26 protein-coding genes are annotated in these 26,328 nt (G+C 61.7%); 15 read left to right on the top strand and 11 right to left on the bottom strand.

Features of this window, described 5'->3' with window-relative positions; genetic code table 11:
- The first annotated feature begins 183 nt into the window (after nt 1-183).
- Nucleotides 184-720, top strand: coding sequence for a PAS domain-containing protein (locus AB8A27_RS02460; protein ID WP_441244807.1), 537 nt, complete (start codon nt 184-186; stop codon nt 718-720).
- A gap of 34 nt (nt 721-754) precedes the next feature.
- Nucleotides 755-2,002: a methyl-accepting chemotaxis protein gene (locus tag AB8A27_RS02455; protein WP_441240526.1), complete on the top strand. Its 1,248-nt coding sequence runs from the start codon at nt 755-757 to the stop codon at nt 2,000-2,002.
- Nucleotides 2,003-2,080: 78 nt separating this feature from the next.
- Here the strand turns inward: AB8A27_RS02455 and AB8A27_RS02450 are convergent, their stop codons facing one another.
- Together AB8A27_RS02450 and AB8A27_RS02445 are read right to left on the bottom strand one after the other, a co-directional pair.
- Nucleotides 2,081-2,416, bottom strand: a complete 336-nt coding sequence (locus tag AB8A27_RS02450) for a hypothetical protein (protein ID WP_441240525.1) — start codon at nt 2,414-2,416, stop codon at nt 2,081-2,083.
- A 155-nt stretch (nt 2,417-2,571) separates the two neighbouring features.
- Nucleotides 2,572-3,495, bottom strand: a complete 924-nt coding sequence (locus AB8A27_RS02445; protein WP_441240524.1) for a LysR family transcriptional regulator — start codon at nt 3,493-3,495, stop codon at nt 2,572-2,574.
- A gap of 91 nt (nt 3,496-3,586) precedes the next feature.
- On the opposite strand from AB8A27_RS02445, the gene AB8A27_RS02440 reads away from it, so the two are divergent.
- Complete coding sequence (locus AB8A27_RS02440) at nt 3,587-4,015, top strand: nuclear transport factor 2 family protein (RefSeq protein WP_441240523.1); 429 nt, start codon at nt 3,587-3,589, stop codon at nt 4,013-4,015.
- Between the two features lie 53 nt (nt 4,016-4,068).
- Here the strand turns inward: AB8A27_RS02440 and AB8A27_RS02435 are convergent, their stop codons facing one another.
- Nucleotides 4,069-4,755 (bottom strand): glutathione S-transferase family protein, encoded by a 687-nt coding sequence (locus AB8A27_RS02435; protein WP_441240522.1) that lies wholly within the window; start codon nt 4,753-4,755, stop codon nt 4,069-4,071.
- Nucleotides 4,756-4,903: 148 nt separating this feature from the next.
- The gene (locus tag AB8A27_RS02430) at nt 4,904-6,037 is read right to left on the bottom strand and encodes a site-specific DNA-methyltransferase (protein WP_441240521.1); all 1,134 of its coding nucleotides are present in this window, start codon (nt 6,035-6,037) and stop codon (nt 4,904-4,906) included.
- A 240-nt stretch (nt 6,038-6,277) separates the two neighbouring features.
- Here AB8A27_RS02430 and ypfJ point away from each other — a divergent pair, with 240 nt between their 5' ends.
- Together ypfJ and moaB are read left to right on the top strand one after the other, a co-directional pair.
- Entirely contained in the window at nt 6,278-7,219 is a 942-nt protein-coding gene (ypfJ, locus tag AB8A27_RS02425) for a KPN_02809 family neutral zinc metallopeptidase (RefSeq protein ID WP_441240520.1), read from the top strand.
- Between the two features lie 5 nt (nt 7,220-7,224).
- The gene (gene moaB, locus AB8A27_RS02420) at nt 7,225-7,785 is read left to right on the top strand and encodes a molybdenum cofactor biosynthesis protein B (protein WP_441240519.1); all 561 of its coding nucleotides are present in this window, start codon (nt 7,225-7,227) and stop codon (nt 7,783-7,785) included.
- Here the strand turns inward: moaB and AB8A27_RS02415 are convergent.
- Both AB8A27_RS02415 and AB8A27_RS02410 read right to left on the bottom strand, forming a co-directional pair.
- Nucleotides 7,782-8,288: a GNAT family N-acetyltransferase gene (locus tag AB8A27_RS02415; RefSeq protein WP_441240518.1), complete on the bottom strand. Its 507-nt coding sequence runs from the start codon at nt 8,286-8,288 to the stop codon at nt 7,782-7,784. The two genes, moaB and AB8A27_RS02415, sit on opposite strands and share 4 nt — an antisense overlap.
- A gap of 2 nt (nt 8,289-8,290) precedes the next feature.
- Nucleotides 8,291-8,860: a glycosyl transferase gene (locus AB8A27_RS02410; RefSeq protein ID WP_441240517.1), complete on the bottom strand. Its 570-nt coding sequence runs from the start codon at nt 8,858-8,860 to the stop codon at nt 8,291-8,293.
- Nucleotides 8,861-9,021: 161 nt separating this feature from the next.
- Here AB8A27_RS02410 and AB8A27_RS02405 point away from each other — a divergent pair, with 161 nt between their 5' ends.
- From AB8A27_RS02405 to AB8A27_RS02390, 4 genes are all read left to right on the top strand, one after another.
- Nucleotides 9,022-10,182 (top strand): PA0069 family radical SAM protein, encoded by a 1,161-nt coding sequence (locus tag AB8A27_RS02405; RefSeq protein WP_441240516.1) that lies wholly within the window; start codon nt 9,022-9,024, stop codon nt 10,180-10,182.
- A 111-nt stretch (nt 10,183-10,293) separates the two neighbouring features.
- Nucleotides 10,294-10,752 (top strand): VOC family protein, encoded by a 459-nt coding sequence (locus tag AB8A27_RS02400; RefSeq protein WP_441240515.1) that lies wholly within the window; start codon nt 10,294-10,296, stop codon nt 10,750-10,752.
- Nucleotides 10,753-10,827: 75 nt separating this feature from the next.
- Nucleotides 10,828-11,565 (top strand): ribonuclease HII, encoded by a 738-nt coding sequence (locus AB8A27_RS02395; protein ID WP_441240514.1) that lies wholly within the window; start codon nt 10,828-10,830, stop codon nt 11,563-11,565.
- Between the two features lie 82 nt (nt 11,566-11,647).
- A complete protein-coding gene (locus tag AB8A27_RS02390) occupies nt 11,648-13,156 on the top strand; it encodes a glycosyltransferase family 39 protein (protein ID WP_441240513.1) in 1,509 nt (502 codons plus the stop codon).
- Between the two features lie 7 nt (nt 13,157-13,163).
- Here AB8A27_RS02390 and AB8A27_RS02385 read toward each other — a convergent pair whose 3' ends face one another.
- Nucleotides 13,164-13,991 (bottom strand): uracil-DNA glycosylase, encoded by an 828-nt coding sequence (locus AB8A27_RS02385; protein WP_441240512.1) that lies wholly within the window; start codon nt 13,989-13,991, stop codon nt 13,164-13,166.
- A 155-nt stretch (nt 13,992-14,146) separates the two neighbouring features.
- Here AB8A27_RS02385 and AB8A27_RS02380 point away from each other — a divergent pair, with 155 nt between their 5' ends.
- The 3 genes from AB8A27_RS02380 to AB8A27_RS02370 all read left to right on the top strand — a co-directional run bounded on the left by AB8A27_RS02380 (nt 14,147) and on the right by AB8A27_RS02370 (nt 18,820).
- A complete protein-coding gene (locus AB8A27_RS02380) occupies nt 14,147-15,805 on the top strand; it encodes an electron transfer flavoprotein-ubiquinone oxidoreductase (RefSeq protein WP_441240511.1) in 1,659 nt (552 codons plus the stop codon).
- A gap of 311 nt (nt 15,806-16,116) precedes the next feature.
- A complete protein-coding gene (locus AB8A27_RS02375; protein WP_441240510.1) occupies nt 16,117-17,904 on the top strand; it encodes a tetratricopeptide repeat protein in 1,788 nt (595 codons plus the stop codon).
- Nucleotides 17,905-17,920: 16 nt separating this feature from the next.
- Nucleotides 17,921-18,820 (top strand): 4-(cytidine 5'-diphospho)-2-C-methyl-D-erythritol kinase, encoded by a 900-nt coding sequence (locus AB8A27_RS02370; protein ID WP_441244806.1) that lies wholly within the window; start codon nt 17,921-17,923, stop codon nt 18,818-18,820.
- A gap of 16 nt (nt 18,821-18,836) precedes the next feature.
- On the opposite strand, the gene AB8A27_RS02365 is transcribed toward AB8A27_RS02370, so the two are convergent.
- Nucleotides 18,837-19,616, bottom strand: a complete 780-nt coding sequence (locus AB8A27_RS02365) for an SDR family oxidoreductase (RefSeq protein ID WP_092139520.1) — start codon at nt 19,614-19,616, stop codon at nt 18,837-18,839.
- A 145-nt stretch (nt 19,617-19,761) separates the two neighbouring features.
- On the opposite strand from AB8A27_RS02365, the gene AB8A27_RS02360 reads away from it, so the two are divergent.
- A complete protein-coding gene (locus AB8A27_RS02360) occupies nt 19,762-20,838 on the top strand; it encodes a tartrate dehydrogenase (protein WP_441240509.1) in 1,077 nt (358 codons plus the stop codon).
- A 70-nt stretch (nt 20,839-20,908) separates the two neighbouring features.
- Here AB8A27_RS02360 and AB8A27_RS02355 read toward each other — a convergent pair whose 3' ends face one another.
- From AB8A27_RS02355 to AB8A27_RS02345, 3 genes are read right to left on the bottom strand one after another with little or no spacing between them, the layout of a single operon-like run.
- On the bottom strand, nt 20,909-21,817 hold the full coding sequence (locus tag AB8A27_RS02355; protein ID WP_441240508.1) for an NAD(P)-dependent oxidoreductase: 909 nt from the start codon (nt 21,815-21,817) through the stop codon (nt 20,909-20,911).
- 19 nt (nt 21,818-21,836) lie between these two features.
- On the bottom strand, nt 21,837-23,084 hold the full coding sequence (locus AB8A27_RS02350) for a Zn-dependent hydrolase (protein ID WP_441240507.1): 1,248 nt from the start codon (nt 23,082-23,084) through the stop codon (nt 21,837-21,839).
- A gap of 40 nt (nt 23,085-23,124) precedes the next feature.
- Nucleotides 23,125-24,042 carry a LysR family transcriptional regulator gene (locus AB8A27_RS02345; protein WP_092139512.1) on the bottom strand — a complete coding sequence of 306 codons (918 nt, stop codon included), beginning with the start codon at nt 24,040-24,042 and terminating at the stop codon, nt 23,125-23,127.
- 119 nt (nt 24,043-24,161) lie between these two features.
- Here AB8A27_RS02345 and AB8A27_RS02340 point away from each other — a divergent pair, with 119 nt between their 5' ends.
- Entirely contained in the window at nt 24,162-24,980 is an 819-nt protein-coding gene (locus AB8A27_RS02340) for a putative hydro-lyase (protein WP_441240506.1), read from the top strand.
- An 81-nt stretch (nt 24,981-25,061) separates the two neighbouring features.
- On the top strand, nt 25,062-26,312 hold the full coding sequence (locus tag AB8A27_RS02335) for an ABC transporter substrate-binding protein (protein WP_092139508.1): 1,251 nt from the start codon (nt 25,062-25,064) through the stop codon (nt 26,310-26,312).
- Nucleotides 26,313-26,328: the final 16 nt, after the last annotated feature.

Here is a 26,328-nt window from a genome sequence, read left to right as displayed (position 1 = left end):
TGACCGAGGTCATGGCACGGGAGAGGCGATGCCGGCAACCGGGACGATCACCACGAAAAACTCGCCGAGATCGGCAGCCGGCGCGAATTCATGGTGGACAGAGCCTTAACGCAAAATTCAGCTGCGCTCTTTTAATACCGTTGCATTCGCAATGGGGCGAATCCGGTCACCGACAGGTCAATGATGTCCCACCAGATCAAGCCGAGCGGCCGCGAGACTTTCTTTCCGGCATCGGAGCTCATCGTATCCAAGACGGATCTCAAAGGTCGCATGACCTATGTGAATCGCCTGTTTTGCAAGATGGCCGGTTATAGCGAAGCCCAGTTGCTCGGTCAGCCGCATAGTCTCATCCGTCATCCCGATATGCCGCGCAGCGTCTTCAAGCTGCTCTGGGATACGATCGAGGAGCGCCGCGAGATTTTTGCCTTTGTGAAGAACATGGCGAGCAATGGCGATCACTATTGGGTCTTCGCCCATGTGACGCCGTCCTACGGCCCCGACGGCAAGATCGCCGGCTATCATTCCAATCGCCGTGTCCCGCCGCCGGATCTCATCAGGAAGACCATCGCGCCTGTATATGCCGACGTTCTGGCAATCGAGAAGCGACATGTGAACGGCAAGGACTCGCTTGCCGCCGGCTACAAGGCCCTTACCGATTTCGTTGCATCCCAGAAAGTCAGCTATGACGAACTTATGTTTTCTCTCAAGAGCGCAGCTTAGCACGCTCGTTGTCATCGCCGGCTCTGCGCTTGCCTTGGTCCTTCAGTTCTTCGGCCTCCCGCTCGCTGCCATGGTCTGTCAGGCTGTTGCGATCGCAGCGGCCGTTGTCGCGCTTGTCCTGATGGGCAAGACGGCGCGCCTGATCGAGAAGGCGCGTATCGCCTGTCAGAGGATCGCGCAGGGAGATTTCGAGGCCCGTATCCTCGGAATTCCGGTGCGTGGCGTGACCGGTGAGTTGCTGCACAGCGTCAATGACATGATCGATGGCTGTGACGCCTTCGTGCGCGAATCTACCGCGGCGATGGCAGCACTCAACGACAACAAGTATTACCGGCGCATCCTGCCAGGCGGATTGCATGGTGGCCTGCTGCACGGCGCGAAAGCGATGAATGCGGCGACCGACAATATTGCTGACCGCATCAGGAATTTCGAGCGCCAGACCGGCCAGCTTGAATCCACCGTCGGCGGCATCGTGTCGGCGCTCGACAGCGGTGCGGTCGAGATGAGCAGCACCGCGGGCAATCTGCGCACCGGCGCATCCTCGACATTGACCCGCGTCACGTCGGTGGCGGCGGCGTCCGAACAGGCCTCCGCCAATATGCAGTCGGTGGCTTCGGCCACAGCGCGTTTATCGTCCAGTGCCAGCGAAGTCGGCGCCGACGTCAATCGCTCGGCGGCGATTGCCGGCCGCGCCGTCGAACGCGTCGCCGATGCAGCCAGCAATGTCGACGTACTTCGCTCGGTCGCGGTGCGCATCAGTGAAGTCGTGACCTCGATCAATGTGATTGCCAGCCAGACCAATCTGCTGGCGCTGAACGCAACGATCGAGGCGGCCCGCGCAGGCGATGCCGGCCGAGGCTTTGCCGTCGTTGCGCATGAAGTGAAGGCGCTGGCGACCCAGACCGCCAATTTCACCGCCGAAATTGAAAAGGAAATCGGCCAGGTTCAGTCGGCAACCGACAAGGTCAGCTCGTCCATCACCGAGATCGGGACCGTGATCGCGGAAGTGAACGAGATCACCGGCAAGGTCGCGAATGCCTCGGAAGCGCAGTCTGCGGCGACGGCGGATATCGCGCGCAACATCGACGAAGCCTTCGCCGTTGTGCGTGAGATCTCGACCAATATCCAGTCGCTGGCAACCACCGCCAAGGATACCGAGCAACTTGCCACCTCGACCATGGTGGCATCCGGCGATCTGTCGTCGCAGTCAGGATTGCTCACCAAGGAAATCCGCAGCTATCTCGGTGACGCCCGGAAAAATCTGGTGCGCGCCGCGAGCTGAATGCGTCCGCGCTGTTCAATTAAACTGGAATTGGCGCCGTTGTGGCGCCAATTTCTTTTGCGGCGAAGCGCGGGCCTGCTAGACGCTGATATCCGTAAAGAAACCGCTGGCGTTGCCACCATTCTCGGTTTTCTTGTTCACGGCTTCCTTGATCTTGTCGGCAATCTTCTGCTCGACCTCCCGGCGTTGCTCCGGCGACATGTTCTTCAGTTCTTCTTCCGTCACGCCGATGCTCGACAGCAGCGCGTCGCGCATTTTTTCCGCCGGCGTTTTTTTCGCGTAGTCGAGAAATTTCTCTTCGGGCGTTTTTGCTGCCGTCGTGGCATTGCCAAGGCCGCTCTCGGCCTTGTCGGATGGCTGCAACCTGTTCGGGAGCTTGAAGGACTGCATGGTGGAGATGATCGAGCTCGACATCGAAATTTCTCTTGCTGCGTGATGTTTGCAATCAGCTTCGCAAAAATCAGGCCATCAGAAATATTCAGACATCATAAGCACTTGGGAATTTACTGGTGCTGCGGAACGTAGCCTGCCGGCAAGCTTTGCCGGCAGATTTGACCGGGTGCGATGTGTCAGGCTGTGCGGCGTTTCGGCGGATCGAGCTCGCGGCCGGTTTCCAGCATGATCTTGCGGAGCCAGATTGAACCGGCATCGAATTGCGCGCGTGTTGGCGTGAACATGAACTGTTCGTCGATGCCGGGATCGAGTGGCGGTGCAATTGTCGCAAGCGATAGCGGCCGAGCCAGTGCCGCGATCAGGCGCCGCGGCACGAAGGCAACGAGATCGGTCCGTGCTGCGACATGCAGCGCCTCGATATAGCTCGGGACGACGAGGGCAATCTGCCGCTCGAGCTTCTTGCTGCGCAACCAGTCGTCGATGAGGTCTTCGCTCTGGCCTCGGAGTACCACGGCAATATGGCGGGCTTTGAGAAATCCCTCGGTGGTCTTCAGGCGCGATGCCGCCGGATGATCCTGGCGGACGGCGAGGGCGTCGGAATCGACATAGAGCAGCTGACGATGGAAACCGTTGAAGGCATTGCCGATGCTGATCACCATGTCGAGGCTGCGGGCGAATTCCGCCGTCATGATCGCTGGGCCGCGCCATGGCACGACGTTGATCCGGACGCCCGGCGCGATACTGTCGAGCTTCTTCATCAATGGCGGCATCAGCAGTTCGACGGCCAGATCCGGCATCATCAGCCGGAAGTGCCGGTCGCTCTGGCTGGCATCGAAAATATCTGGAACGAACAGTCCGCGGACCTGCTCCAGTGTCTGCGCGAGCGGTGCTCGCATGGTCTGCGCCCGTGGCGACAACTCCATGCGCGCGCCGACGCGGACGAGCAGGGGATCGCCGAGCAGATCACGCAGTCGCCGTAGCGCATGACTGGCGGCGGGCTGCGATAGTCCGATCCGCATCGCGGCGCGGCTGACGCTGGCCTCGCGCAGCAATGCGTCGAGCGCGACCAGCAGATTGAGATCGAGTGCAGCCAAATTCATGAACCGAATATATATCATACGGACTATCGATTGGAAGAATGGGATTTCTCCAACCCATACTGCGTCATCGTTCAAGCGATGGAGCAGAACAATGAGCACCGCAGACAACAAGAAGCTAATTCAGCAGGTCTATAGCGATTCAGCCAACCGCAGCGGCACGACTTTCGCCGACCATCTTGCCGATGACGCGTGCTGGATCGTCGTCGGTCAGTATTCCTGGGGGCGCACGTTCAAGGGGAAGGATGCGATCCTCAACGGCTTGATGGGACATTTCAGGTCTCTGTTCGATATTCGACCGCGCACGGTCGCGTCCAACTTTATCGCGGAAGGCGATCTGGTCGTGGTCGAAGCCAAGGGCGACAACGTCACCAAGGCCGGCGATCGCTACGACAATGACTATTGCATGGTGTGGCGCGTCGAGAACGGCAGGATCACCATGATCAAGGAATATTGCGACACGGGGCTCGTGGAGCGGGTGCTGGGTCCGTTCCCGGAGGAGATGGCGCGCGTTCCTGCCTGACGCAAAGATGCCGGGCGCATTGCTGCGCCCGGCATTCGTTGGATGGCTCGTGATCAGGCTGCGCTGGTGGCGAGATGCTTGAACATGGCGGCGCGGGCTTCGTCGTCCATCTCGGCCTTGAACTTGAATGTGTCCTTCAGGGCGACAGCCTTCGCGGCGGCCGGGCGCGCCGAGATCTCATCATGGAGGCGCTTCACATTGGGGAATTGGGCAAAGCCCTCGTCGCCGAGAATGAAGTTGGTCATCCGCACCCAGCCCCAGACATCCATGTCGACGATCGTGTAGCTGTCGCCGACCATATATTGCCGGCCGGCGAGGCGGTCGTTGAGCACGCCGAGATGGCGTTTCGCCTCGAATTGATAGCGGTTATGCGCGTAGTCGACTTTCTCGGGCGCGAAATGCTTGAAGTGCACGGCCTGGCCAAAGAACGGACCGACGCCGGTGGCGACGAACATCAGCCAGGACAGCATCTCGCCGCGATTGGCCGTGGTGTTGGCGGGCAGGAATTTTCCCGTCTTCTCGGCGAGGTAGAGCAGGATGGCGTTGCTGTCGAACACCTTAACGCCGTCGTCGTCGATTGCAGGCACCTTGCCGTTCGGATTGACCTTCAGGAAGTCCTGGTTGAATTGCGCACCGGTGCGAGTGTCGATGGCGATCGGCTCGTAGGCCAGGCCGGCTTCTTCCAGAAACAGCGCGACCTTGGTCGGGTTCGGCGACCCGTTGAAGTAAAACTTCAGCATCTCAAATCTCCCTGGATTTTGTACGTCAAAGCACGAGGCGGGGCCGCTGCTGCGGACCGTCGTCTCGTGCTTGGAATTCAGGGAGAGTGCAAGCGATGTTTTGATGAAGCCGGGCGCTTGCGTCCGGCCGGTGGTATGGGCGGGGACTTTAGACCGCGCCCATCTCGCTGCGGATTTCGGCGCGGAGTTCGTCGATCAGGCGCAGGCCCTTCTTGGTCTCGACGTGCCAGAACGTCCAACCATTGCAGGAGGCAGAACCCTGGGCCATCGCGCCCATGCGATGGATCGAGCCGACCTTGTCGCCGAACATGATGGCGCCGTCGGCGCGCACCAGTGCGCCATGACGCTTCTTGAGATCGACCAGCTTGGTGCCGGGCGAGATCATGCCACGCTCGACGAGTTCGGAGAACGCTACGCGCGGCGCGCTGCGGGCAGTCATGAACGGCGCCAGTGTTGCCTCGGGCAACGGCTCGATTGCAGCGATACGTGCTTCGGCAGCGGCGGCATATTCGCGGTCGCGCTCGAAGCCGATGTAATTGCGGCCAAGGCGCTTGGCGACGGCGCCTGTGGTGCCGGTACCGTTGAACGGATCGATCACGAGGTCGCCGGGCTTCGACGACGACAGCAGCACGCGGGCCAGCAGGCCTTCGGGCTTCTGGGTCGGGTGGACCTTCTTGCCGTCGCTGCCTTTGAGACGTTCGTCGCCGGTGCAGAGCGGGATCAGCCAGTCGGAACGGGCCTGAACGTCTTCGTTCGCCGCCTTGAGGGCTTCGTAATTGAACGTATAGCCCTTGGCGTTTTCATCGCGCGCAGCCCAGATCATGGTCTCATGCGCATTGGTGAAACGACGGCCGCGGAAATTCGGCATCGGATTCGATTTGCGCCACACGATATCGTTGAGAACCCAGAAGCCGAGGTCCTGCATGATCGCGCCGACGCGGAAAATGTTGTGATACGAGCCGATAACCCACAGGGTCGCCGACGGCTTCATGATGCGGCGTGCAGCCAGGAGCCACGCGCGCGTGAAGTCGTCATAGGCGGCGAATGACGAGAACTTGTCCCAGTCATCGGTGACCGCATCGACATGGGATTCATCGGGGCGCTTGAGATCGCCCTTCAGCTGCAGATTGTACGGCGGATCTGCGAATACCAGATCGACCGACCCTGCCGGGAGTTTTGACATCTCTGCGACGCAATCGCCAATGACGATGCGGCTCGACGGAGAGGTTTCGAAGTGAGAGCGGGGCGCCCTTGCAGACGCCCCGCGACGCGAAACAACCATGACTCAATTACTCTGACTCAGGCGACGCTGTCGGCGACGCGGGACTAAACAACCGACAGGCAGACATTGACCGGGCAAAGTAAAAATCGACTTAATTGGTAACGAGTTCGAACTAGGCAAGTTTTGCCGGGCAGGTTAATGCTTAATGGAATGGAAATTTTGCGCCGCAATTGCGTTATGATGGGCGGATTGCGCCAAACCCGTCTAAAATACTGCGACTTGAAATGAAGGAATTGCCCCATGCGTTACGATGACTTCCGTCGCAGCGACAATATCGACGACCGTCGTGACGATAGCGGGGGCGGATATGGCGGCGGCGGAGGCGGTGGCTTCGGAATTCCGGGCGGCGGCGGTGGTCTTGGCATCGGCACGGTCATCGTGCTTGGCCTCGTCGGCTGGGCGTTCGGCATCGATCCGCGCATCCTGATCGGCGGCGCAGAAATTCTCACCGGCGGACAGCAGGCGCCGACCTATCAGACCGACCGTCGCTCGACACCGACGAAGTCAGGCGCACCCACCGACGAAATGGGCAGCATGATCTCCGGCGTGCTCGGCGAAATCGATGATCGCTGGGATGAAATCTTCAAGGAGAGCGGACAGAAATATACCGGACCGCAGATCGTCCTCTTCCGTAATGCGACCAATGGTGGACGTTGCGGCAATGCGCAGTCGGCGATGGGGCCGTTCTATTGCCCGCCCGACAAGAAGATCTATCTCGACACCAGTTTCTTCCGTCAGGTCGAAACGCGCTTCCGCGGTTGTTCGGGTAACGCCTGCAAATTTACGGCGGCCTATATCATCGCGCATGAAGCGGGCCATCACATCCAGAATCTGCTCGGCATCATTCCGCGCGTGACACGGCTGCAGCAGCAGGCGGGCAGCAAGGCGGAGGCCAATCTGCTGCAGGTTCGCGTAGAACTGCAGGCTGATTGCCTTTCCGGTGTCTGGGTCAATCGCGAATCGAAGAAGCGGCCCGGTTTCCTTGAGGCCGGCGACATCGATGCCGCGTTGCAGACCGCATCCGCGATCGGTGACGACACGCTGCAGCGTCAGGCGCAGGGCCGCGTGGTGCCGGACTCGTTCACACATGGCTCGGCCGAACAGCGCAAGCGCTGGTTCATGACCGGCTATCAGCAGGGCACCGTGCAGGCCTGCAATACATTTGCGACGGATCGGCTGTAACGACGATGGAGCCGGACACGACCAAGGCCTTCGTGCCGCTCAACATTGCGGTACTGACCATCTCCGATACGCGCTCGCTTGACGACGACAAGTCCGGCGCGACGCTGGCGGACCGGCTGACATCGGCCGGCCACAAGCTGGCGAAGCGAGATATTGTCACTGACGATGTCGAGGCGATCCGCACGATCGTGCGTGCATGGATCGCCGATCCCGGCGTCGACGCGATCATCACGACCGGCGGCACCGGGTTCACCGGCCGCGATGTCACGCCGGAAGCCATCGAGCCGCTGTTCGAGAAGCGGATGGATGGTTTCTCGATTGCGTTTCACATGCTGAGCCACGCCAAGATCGGTGCCTCGACGATCCAGAGCCGCGCGACTGCTGGTACCGCCGGCGCGACGTTTATCTTCTGCCTGCCGGGTTCGCCCGGCGCCTGCCGCGATGGCTGGGATGGCATCCTTGCGGCGCAACTGGATTACCGCACGCGGCCCTGCAATTTCGTGGAGATCATGCCGCGGCTCGATGAGCATCTGCGACGTCCGAAAGCGAAGGGCGCGTCGGCCTAGAGCACGAGCTCCCAGGTTTCGCCGATCAGATCCTGCCCGAAACTGTGATGCGGCTCGGTTGCGACCAGCGCGAAGCCGGCATCCTGATAGATTTTTCGTGCAGCGCCGAGATTGCTCTGGGTCCACAGCGTGATCCTGCGATAACCACATTGTCGCGCAAAGGCGATGGATTCCGTCACCATGCGCTGGCCGAGCTTTTGTCCGCGCGCCTTGGGATCGATCAGCAAGAGGCGAAACTTGGCGACGTCGTCGGATGCCCTCACGAGAAACAGCGAGCCTACGGGCGCGCCATCCATCTCGGCGATCCAGCAGCGTTCGCGCGTGGCATCGCATGACGCGACGAATTCTGCGGCGATGTCGGCTACCAGCGCCTTGAAGGATGCATCGAAGCCGTATTCGGTTGCGTAGAGCTCCCCGTGACTGCGGATCACCCAGTCGATATCGCCGGGCTGGAGATCGCGTAGCACTGCCGGCTGAACGGCATCGGGGGCTCGGGTGGCCATGATCAGGCGACGATGATCCGGCTGCGCAGCAATGTGCGTGAGGAGCGGCCGAGCTGGCGCAGCAGCCGCGCTTCGGAGCGCCGGGCATCGGGTGCGTAGCCTCCGAGGCGGTCGTAGTGCTCGCGTGCGATCAGCAAGCCCTGATCGGCCCGGGGGCCGGTGATCACGCGGACTAGGTGTTTCAGGCCATCGCGGAGGCCCGCTTCGTCATAGGGCGAGCGCGCATAACGGAAGATACCCGCCCGCGCGCGGTCGCTGGTCGAGACGCGCTGGATGAATTGCTGGGTTTCCTCGATCCAGCCGGCATCGAGCACGGCACCCGCATGCAAAAACATCAGCCAGGGCGAGCGTGCCTGTTTTGCGCCGGCAGCCATCGCCGCGGCGCGCGAGCCGGAAGATGTGAGGAAGCTGCAGCCTGCGACATCGGCAACGCGTTCGATGACATCGGTTCCGGCGCGATCGACCAGCAGCACTTCGCGGATCACTCCGGCAGCAGCGCCCGGCACCAGCGCCGCCAGAGTGGCGACCGCTGGCTGTTCGACGCCATCGGTGGGGATGATCACGCTCAGCATGGATGTGGATAATACCTCAAAGAGCAGTGCGGCAGCGTTATCATTTCGTCACACTGAAAGCAGCCGCCAATGCTAAACTCGATGAACGGGCAAATCACAGGTTGATTCATAGGCCTTGCGTTTGTTCTTGATTTGTTCCGTTTTGCTGATACCTTGGCTGCATGAATCGCAGCACAGCAGCCCTCAGGAAGCAGCCGGCCCCGATCCCCAGCCAAGCGGGAGCGCCTCCGTCGCCATTTCCGGAAATCGACGTCGCGATCGATCGCGAGCGTCGCCGGGGACGCGGCGCGCAGTCGAACGACAGCGGCCGATATGAAGCCGAGGCCCGGGTCGCCTTTGATGACGGCTGGCAGAGCCTCGATGAACTGCCGCCGTTCAAGACAACCGTTGCGACGGATACCGCGCGCAAGGTCATCACGCGCAACGAGTCGCCGGATATCGGCTTCGACCGTTCGATCAATCCCTATCGTGGCTGCGAGCATGGCTGCGTCTATTGTTTCGCACGGCCGACCCACGCCTATCTCGGTCTCTCGCCCGGGCTCGATTTCGAATCCAAGCTCTTCGTGAAGCCCGATGCGCCAGCTCTGCTCGAGAAGGAGCTTGCCGCCGCCGAGTACGAGCCGAAGATGATCGCGATCGGCACCAATACCGATCCGTATCAACCGATCGAGCGCGATCGCAAAGTGATGCGCGGCATTCTCGAAGTGCTGGAGAAGACCGGTCATCCCGTCGGCATCGTTACCAAGTCGGCCTTGGTGACGCGCGACATCGATATTCTGGCGCGGATGGCGAAGCGCAACCTCGCCAAGGTCGCACTATCGGTGACGTCGCTCGATCCGAAGCTCGCGCGTACCATGGAGCCGCGCGCCTCGACTCCGCCGAAACGACTGGAAGCGCTGCGGCAGCTATCAGAGGCCGGCATTCCGACCACGGTAATGGTGGCGCCGGTAATCCCTGCGCTGAACGACAGCGAGATCGAACGGATTCTCGATGCCGCCGCCCATGCCGGCGTCAAGGAAGCCAGTTATGTGTTGCTGCGGCTGCCGCTGGAAGTGCGTGATCTGTTTCGCGAATGGCTGATGGCCAATTATCCGGACCGCTATCGCCACGTCTTCACGCTGATCCGTGAAATGCGCGGTGGTCGCGATTACGACTCGCAATGGGGCACGCGCATGAAGGGTACCGGGCCGATGGCCTGGATGATTGGCCGGCGCTTCGAGATAGCCTGCGCCAAGCTCGGTCTCAACAAGCGTCGTTCGAAACTCACCCTTGATCATTTCGAGAAGCCGGCCGGTGCCGGTCAGCAATTGAATCTGTTCTAACTCCGCAGGTCTCGCAGCGTACGGAGTGGTGGAGAGGGGACGTTGGCAGGAAACCAGAGCCTGCCAACGTCCCTCTTTTCGATCTATAGAGTGAGTAAAGGAGTGACGCGCATGACAACGAAGAAGCCACCAGCGCCGATCGCGCGCATGACGGTGATCACGCTGGGTGTCGCTGATATGCGCAGGAGCATTGCCTTCTACGAAGCGTTGGGTTTTACGCGAAAAGCCCGCGCCTCTGGCGATGCCATCGCCTTTTTCGATACTGGCGCCAGCGTCCTCGCGCTCTTTCCGTGGGAGCAACTCGCGCAGGATGCGACATTGCCAGACCATCCAAGGCCGCAGGCGTTTCGCGGCAGCACGCTGGCATGGAATTGCCGCTCCGAAGACGAGGTCGATGCAGTCCTCGCTTTCGCCGTCGATTGCGGCGGATCGCTTTTGAAGCCGGCGCGCAGGACCGACTATGGTGGCTATTCCGGCTACTTTGCGGATCCGGACGGGCACGCCTGGGACGTGGTTACGGCACCGGGGATCGAGGTCGGTGATGACCGGCGGGTGCATCTGGACGATTGAAGGCCTGACCTGAATAGCGGGCATGATCTCGAGTTCCCGGTTGCGCTGCAGGGGCTGCTTCAGCACGATCCCCCGATGATTCGGGATGAGAAGAAGAGAGCGCCGGCAAAGCCGCGCAACACCGTCATCGTGGCCGGCCCGCCGAGCTTTAAGCGCGAGCGCGCGTTGCTGAAGCAGGGCATCTGGCCGGTGGCCGGATGTGACGAAGCGGGCCGTGGACCGCTGGCAGGCCCGGTCGTGGCGGCGGCCGTCGTTCTCGATCCCAAGCGGATTCCTAAAGGCCTCGACGATTCCAAGAAGCTGACCGAGGCGAAGCGCGAGGCGCTGTTCGAGGACATCTGCGCCACGTCGTCCTTTGCCGTCGCCTATGCATCACCGGGTCGCATCGACCGCGACAATATCCTGCGGGCATCGCTCTGGGCACTGGCGCGTGCGGTCGCGTCGCTGCCGGAAGCGCCGAAACATGTGTTTGTCGATGGCCGCGACAAGATCGACACGACGGCGGAATGCCAAGCGGTCATCGGCGGCGACGCGCTGGTGCTGTCCATCGCGGCGGCCTCGATCATCGCCAAGGTCTCACGCGACCGGCTGATGTGCCGCCTCGCCGAGAATTGCCCCGGCTATGGCTTCGAGGTCCATAAGGGCTATGGCGTCCCGCAGCATCTGGCTGCGCTGAATGAATTGGGACCCAGCATTCATCACCGCAGCCTGTTCGCGCCGGTGGCGGCGGCTCGTGCGCGGCACCAGGCAGTCGCTCGGGCGCCAGGCCTGATCGAGACTCAGACTATCCTCGATATCGGGATTTCCGCCTGAGCGCTCAGGCGGTTGCCTCTCCCGGCTCCGCGCCGTATCACCTGAGCACGCTTCATTCCTTGCTGGCCGGTTCAGACGTTCAATGCGTTTCACCTCCCTGATCGTCGAACTGATCCGCGCCCGGCCAAGGCTGGTGTTCTGGATCGTCGTGCTGTGTCAGGCGGCGATCTGGCTGGTTGTGCCGCTGCTGCTCTATCGCGGCCCGCCGGGCGATCTCGCCACTGTGCTGGCCTATGGCCGGGAATATCAGGTCGGTACCCATATGGGTCCGCCGCTCGCGTTCTGGCTCGCGGATATCGCCTTTCGGGCGGTCGGTAATCATGTCTTCGGCGTCTATTTGCTGGCACAAATCTGCGCTGTCCTGACCTTCCGCGCTGTCTATCACCTCGGCCGGACGATCGTCGGGGGGCCGCAGGCGGTCATCGCCGTGCTGCTGACCATGACTGTCACGGCCTTCAGCACGCCCGGCATCGAATTTGGCCCGCTGATCCTGGCGCGTCCGCTCTGGGCGATGTTCCTGCTGCACGCCTGGTTGGCCATCGGGCAGGGCCGTCGCAATGCCTGGTTCGCGCTGTCGATCGAGGCTGGCCTGCTGCTTCTGACGACGCCCCATGCGATGTGGTTGCTGCCACTACCACTCGTCTTCGGTCTCGCGACATCGCGCGGTCGAAGTAATCTTGCTTCGTTCGATCCGCTCTATGCGCTGCTGGTGATCGCCGTGCTGACATTGCCGTGGGCGATGTGGGTCATCCGGGCCGGCGCGCCCGTGCTGCCAGCGCTGCCGCATCTGGATGATCTTGCCGGCAAGGCGCGGCAGTGGGGCATTCTGATAGCCTGGCTGCTTGCGGCCATCACGGGCGTGATCGTGCTCACGGTGATGAATTGGGGCCGCATCGTTCCGAAGACCGAGGAAGCTCCGATCATCTTCCGTCCGCCGGTCGATCCGCTGGCGCGTGGCTATGTGTTTTTCTTCGCGCTCGTGCCGGGGCTGCTCGGCAGCCTGTTCGCTGCGCTCTATGGCCTCGATCGCGTGGTCGGCGGTGCCGGCATTGCTCTGGTCATGTCGGGTCTCGCCGTCGTCGTGGCGTCGGGCGACCTGATCGCGCTACGGCGCCAGCGCGTGCTGCGCAAGGTCTGGGCGTTCGCCATCATTGCGCCTGCGCTGGCAGCTTTCGCCAGTCTCGTGATTCTGCCTTGGGTCGACGGCCCCGAGGATGTCACAGCGCTTCCAGCGCGCGAGATCGGGCGCTTCTTCGGCGAGAGTTTCGAGCGTCGCACCAATCGTCCACTATCGGCGGTCGCAGGCGATGCGCAACTCGCCGCATTGATTGGCATGAGCGCGTCACGGCCGCATCTGCTGAACGACGCAGTGCCGTCGCGCACGCCATGGATCACGCCAGCGAAGTTTGCCGAGACCGGCGGCGTCGTGGTGTGGCGCGCAGCGGACACGGTGGGCACGCCGCCTGCCGAGATCATCCAGCGCTTTCCGGACCTCGTGCCGGAAGTGCCGCGTGCGTTTGAGCGTCTGGTGAACGGCCGGCTGCCGTTGCTGCGGGTCGGCTGGGCGATCGTGCGGCCGAAAGCGCCGTGACCTGACTTTATTTCCCCGATGGCGCTTCCAGCGCCTTCGCGATTGAGCGCAGATCCATCCAGGTCATCCGCTTGTAGGATGGCGAGCGCAGCAGATAGGCCGGGTGGAATGTTGCCAGCGCTTTGATCTTGCGGGTGCCGGTGTCGTAGTCGACCCAGCGGCCGCGCGACTTCATGATGCCGTCGCGGGTCTGCAGCAGCGTCTGCGTCGAGGGATTGCCCAGCGTGACGAGGATGTCCGGATTTACCAGCTCGATCTGGCGCTGGATGAACGGCAGGCAGATCTGCGTCTCCTGCGGCGTCGGCGTGCGGTTGCCCGGCGGCCGCCAGGGAATGACATTGGCGATATAGACCTCGGTGCGCTTCAGGCCGATGGCGCGCATCATCAGGTCGAGCAGTTTGCCGGAGCGGCCAACGAAAGGAAGGCCCTCGATATCCTCGTCGCGGCCGGGCGCCTCGCCGACGAACATGATCCGGGCCTGTGGATTGCCATCGGCGAACACGAGCTGGGTCGCGGTCGTTTTCAGCGCGCAGCCGTCGAATGTATTCAGCATGCCACGCAGCACCTCGAGCGAGGGCGCGGTGCGCGCGGCGTCCCGGGCGGCAGCGATGGCAACATCCGGGGCGACCTCGACGCGGGCAGGTGGGCGCGGGGCGGGTGGCGGCATGCCATTCAGCGGTGGTCGCTTCGGCGCGCTGTCGGACAGCTCCCGGCTAGGCGGCGGGAGGTCGTCCGACAGCCGGTTCACCGGCTCATCCATCAGCGCGCAATCGACCCCGGCCTCCAGGTAAAAGGCGAGCAGTTGCGCAACGGTGGGGTGGGGCTCAGGCGTCATGGCTGGGGGTCACAGGCATGCCAGCAATCTAGGCCGGATCGCCGCCCAGTGAAACGCCCCCTGTGCATTTAGGTGGTTGTTCTTCCGCCAAAAATCGGAAACAACAGCCCTTAGAAGCGTTCTGAACGGGTTGGAAACGGGTCCGAGACGAGATTATGAGCATTGAAGAACTTCCGCCGCGCGAGTCCATGGAATTCGACGTTGTCATCGTCGGTGCCGGGCCCTCCGGTCTGTCGGCCGCGATCCGGCTGAAACAGCTCAATGCGGACCTGTCCATCGTCGTGGTGGAAAAGGGTTCCGAAGTCGGTGCGCACATCCTGTCCGGTGCGGTGATCGATCCCGTCAATCTCGACAGACTGATCCCGGATTGGCGCGAGGATGCGGACTGCCCGCTGAAGACCCAGGTCAAGGACGACCAGTTTTATTTCATGACCAAGACCGGCGGCTTCAAGCTGCCGAACTTCCTGATGCCGCCGTTGATGAACAATCATCACTGCTACATCACCTCGCTCGGCATGGTGTGTCGCTGGCTGGGTGCGAAGGCGGAAGCGCTTGGCGTCGAAATTTATCCCGGCTTCGCGGCTGCCGAGACGCTGTATGACGAGAACGGCGCGGTGCGTGGCATCGCCACTGGTGACATGGGCATCGGCCGTGACGGCAAGCCGAAGGATTCGTTCACCCGCGGCATGGAGCTGCTCGGCAAATACACGCTGTTCGCTGAAGGTGCACGCGGTTCGCTGACCAAGCAGATCATCGCCAAATTCGCCCTCGACAAGGATTGCGAGCCCGGCAAGTTCGGTATCGGCATCAAGGAAGTCTGGCAGATCGATCCGGCCAAGCACAAGAAGGGCACGGTGAAGCACTCGTTCGGCTGGCCGCTCGACAACGACGTGGGCGGCGGCACGTTCCTGTATCACTACGACGACAACCTCGTGGCCGTCGGCTTCGTGCTGCATCTGAACTACGAAAATCCCTATCTCTACCCGTTCGAGGAATTTCAGCGTTTCAAGACCCATCCGCTGATCCGCGACACCTTCGAAGGCGGCAAGCGCCTGGCTTACGGTTCGCGCGCGATCACCGAGGGCGGCTATCAGTCGGTGCCGAAGCTGGTATTCCCGGGCGGCGCGCTGATCGGCTGCGCTGCGGGCTTCGTCAACGTGCCGCGCATCAAGGGCGTTCACAACGCCATGGCCAGCGGTATGCAGGCCGCCGAACATGTCTCCGCCGCGCTGGCCGCAGGCCGCGCCAATGACGAGCTGATGGAGTACGAGACCGGCTGGCGGTCGTCCTCGATCGGCAAGGATCTCTATCCGGTCCGCAACGCCAAGCCGCTTTGGTCGAAATTCGGCACCATCATCGGTAACGCGCTCGGCGGCTTCGACATGTGGTGCAACACGTTCGGCTTCTCGCTGTTCGGCACCCAGAAGCATGAGAAGCCCGACCGCAAGGCGCTCAAGCCCGCCAGGCAGTATCAGCCGATCGTCTATCCGAAGCCGGATGGCAAGATCACCTTCGATCGCCTGTCGTCGGTGTTTCTGTCGAACACCAATCACGAGGAAGACCAGCCGATCCATCTCAAGGTTGCCGACATGGCGCTGCAGAAGTCGTCCGAGCACGACGTCTTTGCCGGCCCGTCGAATCGGTATTGCCCGGCAGGCGTCTATGAGTGGGTGGAAGAGTCGAGCGGTGCGCGATTCCAGATCAATGCGCAGAATTGCGTCCACTGCAAAACCTGCGACGTGAAAGACCCTAACGGCAACATCACCTGGGTTCCGCCGGAAGGTGGCGGCGGCCCGAACTACGAGGCGATGTAACCGGTTCGCTGATTACGATTGTGTGAGCGGCCGCGCCTGTCGGCGGGCCGCTACACCGGCCGGATGTCACGATAACGCCACAGTGCGAGCGTTTTCAGGGACAGTGGCGCAATCCGGCGGCCCAATTGCTGACAGGCTTCAAGGTGCCACTGGTGTGATCGCGCCCCCGATCCTTGCGATTGACCGCCAAACGCGGCATTGTTGGCATGCGCACTATTGCCGGGTCGGCTGCGCATCCGAGCCTGTCTCGCAGTCCTGCTCGCGTTCTTGCTCGATATCCTGCCCGTAAATCCTGGAGCTAGGCGAACCCTATGTTGTCCATCCGTTTCAATCGTTTGACGCTCGCTGCCGCCACGGTCGCTGTCCTCGCGATGCCCGGTCAGCTGCTGGCGCAAACCCCGGATCATACCGGCGATAGCTCCGCTGCCCAGTTTCCCACTTCCCGCGATCTGAAGTCGCTTACCACCGCCGGCAGTTATCTGGCCGCCCGCCATGCCAGCGTCGAGCGCGACGCCAGTTCGGCTGCGGCGTTTTACCGCTCTGCTTTGCGCACCGATCCGAAGAACAATGAACTGCTCGATCGCGCTTTCATCTCCTCGCTCGCCGACGGCGATATCGAAGAGGCCGTGAAGCTCGCCGATCGCATCCTGATCATCGACAAGTCGAACCGCGTCGCCCGTCTCGTTGTGGGTGTGCGCGATCTCAAGCTGAAGAAATACGCTGCCGCGCAGACCAATATCAACCAGTCGGTCCGCGGCCCGATCACCGACCTCGTTGCGACGCTGCTGTCGGCCTGGGCCGGCTACGGCGCGGGCGAGAGCAAGACGGCGATTGCCAATATCGACAAGCTGGCCGGTCCGGAATGGTATCCGATCTTCAAGGATCTGCATGCCGGCCTGATCCTGGATCTCGCCAACAAGCAGAAGGACGCGGGTGCCCGTTTTGAGCGCGCCTACAAGCTCGACGATTCCGCACTGCGCGTGGTCGACGCCTATGGTCGCTGGACGTCGCGTAACAAGGACGACACTGCGGCGCTCGGCATCTATGAGACCTTCAACAAGAAGCTCGCCCGTCACCCGCTGGTGCTGGAAGGCATCCGCGAGACCAAGGCCGGTAAGAAGCTGGCACCGCTGGTCGACAGCCCGCAGGCCGGGGCTGCCGAAGCGCTTTATGGCATCGGCGCGTCGCTGACCCGCCGCGGCGGTGAAGACCTCGCGCTGGTCTATCTGCAGCTTTCGCTCTACCTCAAGCCGGATCACTCGCTGGCGCTGCTGTCGCTCGCCGACCTCTATGAGTCGGTGAAGAAGCCGCAGATGGCCATCAAGGTCTATGAGCGTGTCCCCGCCAATTCGGCGTTGAAGCGCAATGCGCAGATCCAGCAGGCGACCGATCTCGACGCCGCAGACCGCAGCGATGAAGGCATCAAGATCCTCAAGGGCGTCGTCGCTGACGATCCGAAGGATCTCGAAGCCATCATGGCGCTCGGCAATATCGAGCGCGGCCGCAAGAAATTCGCCGATTGCTCCGAGACCTATACCAAGGGCATCGACGTCATCTCCGCCAACCAGGACAAGCCGAACTGGGTGTATTTCTACTTCCGCGGAATCTGCCTTGAGCGTTCGAAGCAGTGGGCCAAGGCCGAAGTCGACATGCGCAAGGCGCTCGAATTGCAGCCCGAACAGCCGCATGTGCTGAACTATCTCGGCTATTCCTGGATCGATCAGGGCATCAACCTCGACGACGCCATGAAGATGATCAAGCGTGCCGTCGATCAGCGCCCGGATGACGGCTACATCGTCGACTCGCTCGGCTGGGCCTATTACCGGATCGGCAATTTCGACGATGCCGTGAAGCAGCTCGAACGCGCCATCGATCTGAAGCCGGAGGATCCGACCATCAACGACCATCTCGGCGATGCCTATTGGCGGGTCGGCCGCAAGCTGGAAGCCAAGTTCCAGTGGCAGCACGCCAAGGATCTGAAGCCGGAAGCCGAAGAGCTTCCGAAGATCGAAGCCAAAATGGAGAACGGTCTGTCGGACGAACCATCGTCGTCGGCTGCATCCAACGACAAGAAAAAAGAAGACGGCAAGGGCGGCTAATCTGATGACGGGGGATATGGCCGGCTCCGTGAAGCCGGTTCTCGAAGAAGAGGCGCGCGCCAAGGTCAATCTGACGCTGCGCGTAATTGGCCGTCGGCCCGATGGCTATCATGATCTTGTAAGCGTCGTGGCCTTTGCCGATTGCGCGGACAGATTGACGCTGGATGCTGGCGGCGACCTGTCGCTGATCGCGACCGGCCCGCGCGCGCAGGAATGCGGCGACACTGCCGACAATCTCGTCATCAAGGCAGCTCGCCTGCTGGGTGAGCGCGTCGAGGGATTGACCTTCGGCACCTTCGCGCTCGACAAGCAGTTGCCCGTGGCTGCGGGCATCGGCGGTGGCTCGGCGGATGCTGCTGCCGCTCTGCGCCTGCTGGTACGCGCCAATAATCTCGAAATGGACGATCCGCGCGTGCTCGAAGTGGCACGCCTGACCGGTGCCGATGTGCCGGTCTGCGTGCAGTCGCGCGCCTGTGTGATGACCGGCGTGGGCGAAAACCTGCTGCCGCTCAGCCTGCCGCGTTTGCCCTGCGTGATGGTCAATCCGCGCGTGCCGGTGGCGACCAAGGACGTCTTCAAGGAACTCGGTCTGAAGAATGGCGAACTGCGCGCCGGTGTGAAAGATGTGCTGAAGGGGCCAACCTGGCCAAACGAGGGGGCTTCTCTCGATGCCTACATCGATGCTCTGCATGCCGGTACCAACGACCTCGAAGCCCCCGCGCTGAAGATCGAGCCGGTCATCGGCGAAGTTCTGTCAGTGCTTGGTGCGGCCGAAGGTGTCAGACTGGCGCGGATGTCCGGTTCCGGCGCGACCTGCTTTGCGCTGTTCGGCAACGACACTGATGCGCAGCGCGCGGCCGGCGTCATCCAGCTCGCCCACCCATTGTGGTGGGTGCATGCCGGCGCGCTGAGCTAGCGCGCCGATCGCGGCACTAGTTGCCCCAGCCGGCGCTGTAACCGCCATCCACCGTATAGATCACGCCGGTCGTATAGCCTGCGCGGTCGGACGCCAGAAACGTCATCATGTCTGCGATCTCGCGGGGCTTGGCGGCGCGGCCGAGTGGCAGGCCCTGCTGCAATTCCCGGAAGCGGTTCTCGTCGCCCAACTGGGTCTTGGCGCGCGTCTTCATCAGCGTGATGTGGCGCTCCGTCTCCACCGGGCCGGGATTGATGCCGACAACGCGGATATTGTCCTTCAGACTCTTGCCGCCCAGCGCACGGGTAAACGCCATCAGCGCGGCGTTGCCGGCGCTGCCGCAGATATAATTGGCATCGAACTTTTCGCCGGCAGCCCCGATGTCGTTGACGATCACGCCATGGCCGCGGGCCTTCATCTGCGCATAGACCAGCCGTGTCAGATTGATGAAGCCGAACACCTTGAGATCCCAGGCATGACGCCATGTCGGCTCGTCGATCTTGTCGAGCGATCCGCCGGGAATATCGCCGGCATTGTTGACGAGAATGTCGATATCGCCGGCGGCCGCCGCCAGTGCGGCGAGGTCATCCGGCTTGCGCAGATCCACGCCATGCACGGCGACGTCGATCTGGTGGCTGGACCGTAGCCGGTCCGCCAGCGCCTGCATCTGCTCCACATTGCGGGCGGCGAGGCGGAGATCGCAGCCTTCTTCCGCAAAGGCTTCCGCGGCCGCCGCGCCGATGCCCTTGGATGCGCCTGTAATCAAGACACGTTTGCCGCGCAGATGAAGATCCATGGAATGCCTCTGGATTGCAGGGAGGAGTGGCTCGGACAGAATTAGGCCCCCGCGGCAAAAGCGGTCAACATTGCAGTGCAGCGTTGATCGCGGGCCTGGATTGGTCCACATCTGCAAGGAGAATTACCGGCGAAGGAAACCTCACGTGAGCGCACAAAAAGAATACCGGATCGCGGTCATCCCCGGCGACGGCATCGGCAAGGAAGTCATGCCGGAAGGCCTGCGCGTCCTTGAAGCGGCAGCGAAAAAGCATCGCGTGAAGGTGCATTTCGATCACTACGACTTCTCGTCCTACGACTATTACGAGAAGCACGGCCAGATGATGCCCGACGACTGGAAGGCGCAGATCGGCAAGCACGACGCGATCTATTTCGGCGCCGTCGGCCTGCCGGCGAAAATTCCAGATCACATTTCGTTGTGGGGCTCGCTGATCAAGTTCCGCCGCGAATTCGATCAATACGTCAATCTGCGCCCGGTGCGCCTGATGCCCGGCGTGCCGTGTCCGCTGGCGGGCCGCAAGCCCGGTGACATCGACTTCTGGGTGGTCCGTGAAAACACCGAGGGTGAATATTCATCCGTGGGCGGCCGCATGTTCCCGGACACCGACCGGGAATTCGTCACCCAGCAGACGGTGATGACCCGCACCGGCGTCGACCGCATCTTGAAATTCGCGTTCGATCTTGCCCAGTCGCGGCCGAAGAAGCACCTGACCTCGGCAACCAAGTCTAACGGCATCTCGATCACGATGCCCTATTGGGACGAACGCGTGAAGGCGATGGGCCAGAACTATCCCGACGTGAAGTGGGATCAGTATCACATCGACATTCTCACCGCGAATTTCGTGATGCATCCGGACTGGTTCGACGTCGTGGTGGCGTCCAATCTGTTCGGCGACATCCTGTCCGATCTAGGCCCGGCCTGCACGGGCACGATCGGCATTGCGCCCTCCGGCAATATCAATCCGACCGGCGATTTCCCGTCGGTGTTCGAGCCCGTGCATGGCTCGGCGCCGGATATCGCGGGGCAGGGCATCGCCAATCCGATCGGCATGATCTGGTCTGGCGCGATGATGCTGGAGCATCTCGGCGAGAAGCAAGCTGCGGATTCCATCGTCAAGGCGATCGAACGCACGCTTGGCGAAAGGACGCTGCGCACGCGTGATCTCGGTGGTCAGGCCGATACGGGCGCGTGCGGCAAGGCCGTCGCGGAGATGATCGAATAAGTTTGCGCCACCGACGCGCAAAAATGCCCGGCTTCATGCCGGGCATTTTCGTTTCAGGACGGCTCGAAGGTTAGGCAGCAATCCGTCGGCAATGCTTCCACGCCGCGGCGATCAGATTGATGCTCGCCTCCGGCGTCCGGAAGGCAGAATGCGCCGATAGCGTCACGTTCGGGATCGTCGTCAGCACATGGCCTGCCGGCAACGGCTCGATATCGAAAACGTCGAGACCGGCATGGCGCAGATGGCCGGAGCGCAGCGCATCGATCATCGCCGCTTCATCGACCACAGCGCCGCGCGCGGTGTTGACGAGGATGGCGCCCTTCTTCATCTGGCCGATGCGCTCGCGGGTGATCATGCCGCGGGTCTCGTCGTTCAGCAACAGATGGATCGAGATGACGTCGCTCTTGGCCAGCACTGTCTCCATGTCTGTGAATTCCACACCAGGATGGGACTTCGGCGAGCGATTCCAGGCCAGCACCTTCATGCCCGAGCCGAGCGTGATGCGTGCGACCTCCGCGGCGATGCCGCCGAAGCCGATCAGGCCGATGGTCTTGCCCGTCAGTTCCATGCTTTCATCGCGCAGCCAGTTGCCGGCCCGCATCTCACGGTCTTGCTGAGCAAGGCCACGCGCTGCAGCCCACATATGTGCGACGGCGCATTCGGCGACGGCGGTGTCGCCGTAGCCGCGGATCAGATGCACCTCGATCCCCAGCGCAGCAAGCTCCTCGATATGCATATAGCTGCGCGCGCCGGTACCGAGAAACACGACATGCTTCAGGCCGATGCACTGTTTGGCCACGTCGGTCGGCAGATAGGTGTGGTCGACGATAGCGATCTCGGCCCCATCCAGCACGCCGGGCAGGTCGGCGGGCTTGATGTCTTCATCGCGATTGATCTTGATCGCGATGTCACCCGGCTGTGTCAGCCGTTCCAGGATCTTCGCTAGTTCTTCACTGGCATCGACGAATACGCCCCGCATTCTTGTCCCCTGTCTCTCGTTACTTCGATGCGACGCCGGCGAGCGCCAGCACCGTATGCATCAATACATTGGCGCCTGCGGCGCAGTCATCCTGCGTCGAGCTCTCGAGCTCGTTATGGCTGATGCCGTCCTTGCTCGGGATAAACACCATCGCGGTCGGCATGATGTTGTTGAGATTGCAGGCATCATGGCCGGCGCCCGAGGTGATGCGGCGATGCGAGTAGCCAAGCGACGTCGCCGCCGTTTCGACCGCACTGACGAAGTCCTTGTTGAAATGCGTCGGCGGCTTGTGCCAGACCTTGTCGAAGGCGACGTCGACCTTGCGATGCGCGGCGATTTCCTTGATGGCATCGCGCACGCCCTTTTCGATGGCCTCGAGCTTGCCGGCATCGGCACTGCGCAGATCCATGGTGAAGGCGATCTCGCCGGGGATCACGTTGCGCGATGGATTGGCGATCACGGCTTCGCCGATGGTGCCAAGCGCACCGATGTTGCTGACGACGCGCTCGGTGGCGAGCACGATTTCGGACAGCGTCGCCAGCGCATCCTTGCGCAGCGGCATCGGGGTTGAGCCGGCATGGCTCTCGAAGCCGGTGATCTTGCCGTCGAACCACAGCACGCCCTGGCCGGAATCAACCACGCCGATGGTCTTGCTTTCAGCTTCGAGTATCGGTCCCTGCTCGATATGCAGTTCGACGAAGCCGGAGAATTTCTGCGTGCCGACAGCGACGTCGCCGCGATAGCCGATGGAGTCGAGCGCTTCGCCGACGGTTACGCCATCATGGTCCCTGCGCGAGAGAATATCGTCGGTGGTGAAGTCGCCGACATAGGCGGCGGAGGCCATCATCGCCGGCGCAAAGCGCGAACCCTCTTCATTGGTCCAGTTGGCGATGCAGATCGGCATCTCGGTTTCAATGCCGGCATCGTTCAGCGTACGCACAACTTCAAGCGCGCCGAGTACGCCGAGAATGCCGTCGAACTTGCCGCCGGTCGGCTGGGTGTCGAGATGAGAGCCGATGCCGATCGGGGCCTTCGACATGTCGCGGCCCTTGCGCAACGCGAACATGGAGCCAAGGGCATCGATTTGCACTTCCAGGCCGGCGTCCTCGCAGGCTTTGCGAAACCAGTTGCGCACCAGCTTGTCTTCCGGCCCGAGTGTGAGACGTCTCACACCACCTTTCGGTGTGCCGCCGAACTCCGCCGTCTCATTGATGGTGTCCCAGAGCCGCGCGGAATCGATTTTGAGGTTGTCACCAAGCTTGGTCATGCGGTCTGTCCCGAAAGTTTGTGTTGAAGAGGTCTGTTTTTCAATGACCCGACGATGCCGGCACGTCAACCAATGGGCTGTTCTGCGCCAGTTGCGCAGCAATGCCTGCGACGAGTTCGATCGCGGCCGTGTCAGGTGAGGCGAGCCAGCTTGCCGAAAACGTCAGCGGCTGGAGCTGCAGGTCGGTATTGAGCAATTGCAGGCGTCCGTCCGCGAGTTCGTTCTCGATGATGGCTGTCGGGATCAGTGCGATGCCTAAGCCATCAATTGCCATGTGCATCACGGTAGACAGGGACGCGCTGGCGTGCAGCCGGATCGGTGGCAGGTCGGGCCGGTTGAACAACGAGCGCGCGATCTCGTAGGGCCGGGTCTTGCGCGAGAAGGTGATGATGGGAAATTTCGCGAGATCGTGGATCGAGAGCAGATCGTTGCCGAGCCCGAGTGAGGGGCTGGCGAGAAAACCGACCGGGTAGTCGCACAGCACGCGGTTGCGAATGTTGGATGTTGAAAGCGGTCCGAGCACGAAAGCGAGATCGATCTCCTGTGCCTGCAGGCGCGCGTTCAGGTTCGGCGTGATATCGACCTCGATTTCGAGCGACAAGTTCGGATACGAGATGTTGACGTGCTTGATCAGCCGCGTCAGCAAAGTGTGGACGATGGTTTCGGCGACGCCGAGCCGCAGCACGCCGCGCATCGCCGAGCGATCGCCAACTGCCGCCATCATCTCCGAGCGCAGGCCGATCAGCTTTTCGGCGTAAACGAGCATCTGCCGTCCGGCCGGCGTCGGCGAGGCGATACGGCGGTCACGCTGCAGAAGCCGGACGCCCATCTCGTGCTCGAGTTGCGCGATGCGTTGGGAGATCGCCGGCTGAGTGGTGTTGAGCTTCTGGGCGGCGCCGCGGAAGCTTCCGAGATTGACCACCCAGAGAAAAGTCTCCAGCGCCTTAAAGTCCGCCATGGATACGACCCGGCTTTCGATAAGTAAGATTTATGTACGGTGATTAAAAACAACGATTAGACATTATACTAGCCCTGAGTTTCAGTGCGTGTCGAGGCAGAATTAGGCAGGACAGCGAGATGGCTATTTCTTCGGCAGCGCAGCAAAGCGGTGATCGTTCCTCGGATTTGCCCAGCGTGGTTGCCCGCCGCGAATATCGCGCGGGCAAATATGGCAGCACCGCCGGCGTCGCTCCCGGATACGTCCAGGGCAATCTGGTGATCCTGCCCCAGGAGCAGGCCGCGGCCTTCCATCGCTTCTGCCAGCTCAATCCGAAGCCGTGCCCGATCATCGGCATGTCGGATGTGGGCAATCCCAGCATTCCCGCCCTCGGTCTCGATCTCGATATCCGGACTGACATTCCGCAATATGTCGTCTGGAAGGACGGCGAGGCGATCGATCGACCTTACGAGGTGACCAAGTACTGGCGCGACGATCTCGTGTCCTTCGTCATCGGATGTTCGTATTCGTTCGAAGAAGCCATGATGGCCGATGACCTGCCAATCCGTCATATCGAGCAGGATGTGCTGGTGCCGATGTATCGCACCAACATCGCCTGCAAATCCGCAGGCCCGTTTGCCGGCCCGATGGTGGTGTCGATGCGACCGCTGAAGCCGGCTGATGCGATCCGCGCCGTCCAGATCACCTCGCGTTTTCCCGCGGTGCATGGTGCGCCGGTACATCTGGGTCTGCCGCAGTCGATCGGCATCAAGGATATCAATAAGCCTGATTACGGCGATGCAGTGCGTATCAACGACGATGAAATCCCGGTGTTCTGGGCCTGTGGCGTGACGCCGCAAGCCGTCATTGCTGCAGCGCGCGTGCCATTTGCGATTACGCATGCGCCGGGTGTCATGCTCGTCACTGACCTGAAGAATAAGCATCTGGCTGTTTTATAAGAAGCAGCTTGCCGATCTTTCGGGCTTTACCGTAACCTTGATTAGTTTCATCGATAGCCGCCGGTCACAAAGGACAAAGACATGACGATTTCTCGCCGAAACGTATTGCTCGGTGGTGCTGCTTCCGCAGCGCTGCTGCCTCTCGCCAAGCCTGCGCGCGCGCAGGTCAAGGAAGTCGTGATCGGCGTGATCTATCCACTGTCGGGCGCCAGTGCGCAAATCGGCGTCGACGCGCAGAAGGCTTTCGAAACGGCTGCCGACATCATCAACAAGGATTATGATTTCGCGCTGCCGATGGCGAAGGGCGAAGGCTTCACCGGTCTCGGCGGCGCCAAGGTGCGTCTCGTATTCGCCGACCATCAGGCTGATCCGCAGAAGGGCCGCGCCGAAGCCGAGCGCCTCATCACCCAGGAGAAGGTTTCGGCCATCGTCGGTACCTATCAGAGCGCCGTTGCCGTCACCGTCAGCCAGATCTGTGAGCGCTACCAGATCCCGTTCCTGTCGGCCGACAATTCGTCGCCGAGCCTGCATCGCCGCGGTTTGAAGTATTACTTCCGCGCTGCGCCGCATGACGAAATGTTCTCGACGGCGATGTTCGACTTCTTTGATGCGATGAAGAAGAAGGGCCAGAAGATCGAGACCCTGGCGCTGTTCCACGAAGACACCATCTTCGGCACTGACTCGGCCAATGCGCAGCTCAAGCTCGCGGCCGATCGCGGTTACAAGATCGTCGCCGACATCAAGTATCGCGCCAATTCGCCGTCGCTCACTGCGGAAGTGCAGCAGCTCAAGGCCGCCAATGCCGACGTGCTGATGCCGTCGAGCTATACCACCGATGGCATCCTGCTCATCAAGACCATGGGTGAACTCGGCTACAAGGCCAAGAACATCGTCGCCCAGGACGCAGGCTTCTCCGAGAAGGCGCTGTATGACGCGGTCGGTGACAAGATCCCGGGCGTCATCTCGCGTGGTTCGTTCTCGCTCGATCTCGCTGCCAAGCGCCCGATGGTCGGAAAGATCAACGAGATGTTCAAGGAGAAGTCCGGCAAGGACTTCAACGACTATTCGTCGCGCCAGTTCATGGGCCTGATCGTGATGGCTGACGCCATCAATCGCGCCAAGTCGACCGATGGCGAGAAGATCCGCGAGGCGTTGGTCGCCACCGACATGCCGGGCGAAAGCACGATCATGCCGTGGGCGAAGGTCAAGTTCGACGAGATGGGCCAGAACAACAACGCCGACCCGGTGCTGCTGCAGTATAATGGTGGCAAATTCGTCACCATCTTCCCGCCGCAGGCTGCGGTGGCGGATGCGATCTGGCCGATGCCGTAAGGCACCTATCGTCACA

This window comes from Tardiphaga sp. 768_D3_N2_1, from assembly GCF_052076105.1.
GTDB lineage: Bacteria > Pseudomonadota > Alphaproteobacteria > Rhizobiales > Xanthobacteraceae > Tardiphaga.
This window is presented reverse-complemented; position numbering and strand designations above follow the sequence as displayed.

Bases quoted from the DNA above. Each gene is read 5' to 3' on its own strand.
- AB8A27_RS02460 (WP_441244807.1), top strand. From the start codon at position 184: ATGTCCCACCAGATCAAGCCGAGCGGCCGCGAGACTTTCTTTCCGGCA.
- AB8A27_RS02450 (WP_441240525.1), bottom strand. From the start codon at position 2,416: ATGTCGAGCTCGATCATCTCCACCATGCAGTCCTTCAAGCTCCCGAAC.
- AB8A27_RS02445 (WP_441240524.1), bottom strand. From the start codon at position 3,495: ATGAATTTGGCTGCACTCGATCTCAATCTGCTGGTCGCGCTCGACGCA.
- AB8A27_RS02440 (WP_441240523.1), top strand. From the start codon at position 3,587: ATGAGCACCGCAGACAACAAGAAGCTAATTCAGCAGGTCTATAGCGAT.
- AB8A27_RS02435 (WP_441240522.1), bottom strand. From the start codon at position 4,755: ATGCTGAAGTTTTACTTCAACGGGTCGCCGAACCCGACCAAGGTCGCG.
- AB8A27_RS02430 (WP_441240521.1), bottom strand. From the start codon at position 6,037: ATGGTTGTTTCGCGTCGCGGGGCGTCTGCAAGGGCGCCCCGCTCTCAC.
- ypfJ (WP_441240520.1), top strand. From the start codon at position 6,278: ATGCGTTACGATGACTTCCGTCGCAGCGACAATATCGACGACCGTCGT.
- moaB (WP_441240519.1), top strand. From the start codon at position 7,225: ATGGAGCCGGACACGACCAAGGCCTTCGTGCCGCTCAACATTGCGGTA.
- AB8A27_RS02415 (WP_441240518.1), bottom strand. From the start codon at position 8,288: ATGGCCACCCGAGCCCCCGATGCCGTTCAGCCGGCAGTGCTACGCGAT.
- AB8A27_RS02410 (WP_441240517.1), bottom strand. From the start codon at position 8,860: ATGCTGAGCGTGATCATCCCCACCGATGGCGTCGAACAGCCAGCGGTC.
- AB8A27_RS02405 (WP_441240516.1), top strand. From the start codon at position 9,022: ATGAATCGCAGCACAGCAGCCCTCAGGAAGCAGCCGGCCCCGATCCCC.
- AB8A27_RS02400 (WP_441240515.1), top strand. From the start codon at position 10,294: ATGACAACGAAGAAGCCACCAGCGCCGATCGCGCGCATGACGGTGATC.
- AB8A27_RS02395 (WP_441240514.1), top strand. From the start codon at position 10,828: ATGATTCGGGATGAGAAGAAGAGAGCGCCGGCAAAGCCGCGCAACACC.
- AB8A27_RS02390 (WP_441240513.1), top strand. From the start codon at position 11,648: ATGCGTTTCACCTCCCTGATCGTCGAACTGATCCGCGCCCGGCCAAGG.
- AB8A27_RS02385 (WP_441240512.1), bottom strand. From the start codon at position 13,991: ATGACGCCTGAGCCCCACCCCACCGTTGCGCAACTGCTCGCCTTTTAC.
- AB8A27_RS02380 (WP_441240511.1), top strand. From the start codon at position 14,147: ATGAGCATTGAAGAACTTCCGCCGCGCGAGTCCATGGAATTCGACGTT.
- AB8A27_RS02375 (WP_441240510.1), top strand. From the start codon at position 16,117: ATGTTGTCCATCCGTTTCAATCGTTTGACGCTCGCTGCCGCCACGGTC.
- AB8A27_RS02370 (WP_441244806.1), top strand. From the start codon at position 17,921: ATGGCCGGCTCCGTGAAGCCGGTTCTCGAAGAAGAGGCGCGCGCCAAG.
- AB8A27_RS02365 (WP_092139520.1), bottom strand. From the start codon at position 19,616: ATGGATCTTCATCTGCGCGGCAAACGTGTCTTGATTACAGGCGCATCC.
- AB8A27_RS02355 (WP_441240508.1), bottom strand. From the start codon at position 21,817: ATGCGGGGCGTATTCGTCGATGCCAGTGAAGAACTAGCGAAGATCCTG.
- AB8A27_RS02350 (WP_441240507.1), bottom strand. From the start codon at position 23,084: ATGACCAAGCTTGGTGACAACCTCAAAATCGATTCCGCGCGGCTCTGG.
- AB8A27_RS02345 (WP_092139512.1), bottom strand. From the start codon at position 24,042: ATGGCGGACTTTAAGGCGCTGGAGACTTTTCTCTGGGTGGTCAATCTC.
- AB8A27_RS02340 (WP_441240506.1), top strand. From the start codon at position 24,162: ATGGCTATTTCTTCGGCAGCGCAGCAAAGCGGTGATCGTTCCTCGGAT.
- AB8A27_RS02335 (WP_092139508.1), top strand. From the start codon at position 25,062: ATGACGATTTCTCGCCGAAACGTATTGCTCGGTGGTGCTGCTTCCGCA.